The organism is Enterococcus sp. (genome assembly GCF_022711995.1).
Taxonomy (GTDB): domain Bacteria; phylum Bacillota; class Bacilli; order Lactobacillales; family Enterococcaceae; genus Enterococcus_D.
On sequence record NZ_JALAHI010000137.1, the window covers coordinates 1 to 3,857 of the forward strand.

Annotated in this window: 3 protein-coding genes and 1 pseudogene; all 4 read left to right on the forward strand. The window is 37.4% G+C overall.

Annotated features, from left to right (window positions below; all coding sequences use genetic code 11):
* Positions 1-655: FtsK/SpoIIIE domain-containing protein (locus tag Q0A12_RS13640; protein ID WP_291293179.1), on the forward strand; the 655-nt coding region annotated here is incomplete at its 5' end.
* A 593-nt stretch (positions 656-1,248) separates the two neighbouring features.
* A complete protein-coding gene (gene ltrA, locus Q0A12_RS13645; protein ID WP_083284937.1) occupies positions 1,249-3,123 on the forward strand; it encodes a group II intron reverse transcriptase/maturase in 1,875 nt (624 codons plus the stop codon).
* A 101-nt stretch (positions 3,124-3,224) separates the two neighbouring features.
* Positions 3,225-3,605: pseudogene (locus Q0A12_RS13650) on the forward strand (ATP-binding protein); the annotation flags it as partial.
* Positions 3,606-3,649: 44 nt separating this feature from the next.
* The coding region (locus Q0A12_RS13655; protein ID WP_291293180.1) for a DNA cytosine methyltransferase at positions 3,650-3,857 on the forward strand (208 nt) is incomplete at its 3' end.

Sequence of the window (3,857 nt, forward strand, 5' to 3'; positions counted from 1 at the left end):
GAGTCGAACCAAGGAGAGTATTAGTTACTTTCCCAAAATCTATTATCGAATGAAGGACGGGTTACTTTCTATTCGCGTTCAAATTTCACTGGGAAAATATCAAGATCAGCTCTTGAAGTTGGAAAAGAAGTTAGAAAGCGGGTTGTATTCTGAGTTAGTAGAAAAAGAGCTTAAAGACTCTTATGTGGAATATACCTTGTTATACGATATGATTGCCAATCGAATTGGGATAGACGAAGTAGTGGCAGAAAATGGAGCGTTGCGATTGATGAAAAATCAAGTATGGGCGTATGATTCTTTACCTCATATGTTAATTGCTGGCGGCACAGGTGGTGGGAAGACTTATTTCTTACTCACCATTATCCAAGCTTTATTAAAGTCAGATGCCGAGCTTTATGTTCTTGATCCAAAAAATGCAGATCTTGCCGATTTAGGTACGGTAATGCCCCATGTCTATTCCCAAAAGGAAGAAATTTCTGCTTGTGTGGAAGATTTTTATGAACGAATGATGGCTCGTAGCAAGGCAATGAAAGAAATGTCCAACTACAAAACAGGAGAGAATTATGCCTATCTTGGACTTCCGCCAAACTTTTTAATCTTTGATGAATACGTGGCTTATATGGGTGCGAATCGTTTTCCTACAAGCATCGAATAGATGTGAAATGGAAGCCTATTGAGATTATCAATAGTGACAACTAATGTTTTGAGAGATGGAATGAAAGCCTTCAAGTTGAGCTGAAACATCCCCGCTAATACTCCTACATGCTCTAATCAATGAAGTAGATTGGTTTTGGTATGAAGCTAGGTGAAGTCGTCTGAAATCTGCCTAAGTGCTTGAGCATAAGGCTGACTATAGGGCGGGCGGCTGAAAAAGATAACTATGGTAAGAATGTCTGAAAATGACTGACGAATCTGCGAATGTACGGGTCTAAAAGGCTGATCTTATTGAAAGATAGGAACATACGGACGTATGGTGAGATACCGACAAGTAAGGTTCCATGATATGAAAATCGGGATAGCTAACGAAGAAGCTATAATTTCACAGGCTCATAGTAGATACCTAAGGTTATACATGATAGCTAAAAACATTGGAACGATGTAAGCAGAAAACTATCAATTAAATGACTACTTCTAGATAGGTGCATATAAGTAATAACGAAATTGCTTTGTTTCTGTGAAAGTAAGGGCACAGTACCGATGAAGCGTCTAACAAATGTGGAGGGATAGCCCTAAGTCTATTTAATAACAATGAATGTTGAAACAGATGAAGTTCAAGGATCTGGTAAGAACGTGGGAAAATCCGTTATGGAGGTGCCACGCTTGAACACAAAAATACGTTACTGGGAATATTATGATCTACAAGAAACATTCGATCAGCTATTTACTCAAAGTAGAAACGGGAAAAAGTTTTATCAATTATATGAGTTAATCATTTCTGAAAATAATATTCTTTTAGCATACCGTACTATCAAGGCAAACAAGGGGTCTTCGACACCAGGAACGGATTCCTTCACAATTGATAACTATAAGGAAATGAACCAAGCAGAGTTTATCCATCTTATTCTCAGTCATTTAGAAAATTACAAACCAAAATCCATAAAGCGAGTAATGATACCTAAACCCAATGGTGAGAAACGCCCATTAGGAATTCCATGCATGATTGATCGAATGATCCAACAGATGTTCAAGCAGATACTGGAGCCAATATGTGAAGCTAAGTTTTATGAACATAGCTACGGTTTCAGACCATTGAGAAGTGCAAAGCATGCTCTAGGTCGCATTATGTATCTCATAAACATCAGTAAAATGCACTATGCAGTAGACATTGATATCAAAGGTTTCTTTGATAATGTAAACCACCGTTTACTGATAAAACAATTATGGAATATAGGAATTTGTGACAAACAAGTCTTAGCTATTCTTTCAAAATCTCTGAAATCACCCATTCAAGGAGAAGGTATCCCGAGCAAAGGAACGATCCAAGGAGGTATCATTTCTCCACTATTATCTAATGTTGTTCTAAACGACTTAGACCATTGGGTCTCAAAGCAGTGGCATACCTTTGAAACAAAGTATCCCTATACTAAAGGTTACAATAAATTTCGTGCTCTAAGAGATACAAATCTAAAGCAAGGCTATATTGTCAGGTACGCAGATGACTTTAAAATCATGACTAATGATTATCCGACAGCATTAAAATGGTTCCACGCTGTCAAGCTTTACCTAAAAGACAGACTTAAATTAGATATTTCCAATGAGAAGTCTAAAATCGTCAATTTGCGTAAATGTAAGTCGGAATTTTTAGGATTCGCTATTTGCGTGAAACAAAAAGGGAAAAAATGGGTTTGTAATTCACGTATTTCTAACAAAAAAAAGGATCAGATTAAAGAAGAGATTAAACAAAGAATCAAAGATATTCAAAAGAGTCCTACAGCACAAAATGCTCTCCTGTTTAATGCTCTCGTGCTCGGTGTTCATAATTATTTCAGGTATGCCACTCATATTAATTTAGATTTGAATAGGATGAACTACGTTCTTTCATTCACTACTTACAACCGATTATCAAATTGTAGTACAAGATGTTACCCCAACAAAGCTTCCCCAACTTACAAAAAGTTTTACTCAACAACGATGAAAACTTATAAAGTAGCTGGAGTCTATTTGTACCCTCTTTGCGACGTATCTACAAAAACAATTTACGGATTTAATACGAAGGATACACCGTTTACTCCGTTTGGTCGTCAAAGATTGGAGCACAAAAGCCTACAGTCTCTTGTGTTCCAAGAATTAAGAAAATTGATGGAATCGAAAATACCGAATAGAACGGTTGAGTATTTAGATAGTAGAATATCTCGTTACTCAATGAAATCAGGCAAGTGTGAGATTACAAAACAATTTTTGCCAGCAAAAGCCGTTCACTGTCATCACTATTTGCCAAAAAGTCTTGGTGGAGACGACAAATTCGATAACTTGAGAATTATTCATAAGGATATCCATCTTCTGATCCATACAACAAATAAAATGATAATCGATCACTACGTGCATGAACTGAAACTGGTGCCAGAGCAAATAGCAAAAATCAACCTTTATCGAAAGATGTGTAATCTGCAAAACATTCAATAGAAAATAAATAGATGGAACGCCGTATGAGGTGAAAGTCTCACGTACGGTGTGGAGCGGGGGAAAAGATGGAGATTATATCAAATTCTTACCTATCGCTATAAATGTTAACGACGAAAGAAAGTGCGGTGATTTTGAATAAGCTCAAACAAATTGTCATGTTAGGTCGTCAGTCTGGTTTCTTTCTGATTTTGGCTTGTCAAAGACCAGATGCGAAATATTTAGGAGATGGGATTCGCGATCAGTTCAACTTTCGTGTAGCTTTAGGACGTATGAGTGAACTAGGATACTCCATGATGTTTGGTGAGGTCGATAAAAACTTTTTTATGAAACGCATCAAAGGTCGAGGCTATGTAGATACAGGGGGCAGTGTGATTAGTGAGTTTTATACGCCACTTGTACCAAAAGGGTATGATTTCTTGAGGGAAATTAGCGATATTGTTGGATTAAGCGTTAATACGGAAAGAGAAAATAATAGTATGTAGCCTAGGAGTATCAATAATTCTAGGCTTTTTTATTGAGGTGATTTATGACATTTTTAGATTTATTCGCCGGGATTGGTGGCTTTCGCTTAGGTATGGAACAAGCGGGTCACCAGTGTATCGGCTTTTGTGAAATTGATGAATTTGCCCGACGGAGTTATAAGGCAATCCATGATACAAGGAAGGAGGTGGAAATGCATGACATCACAAGTGTATCAGACGAGTTTGTTCACTCCCTCGGACCAGTGGACATCC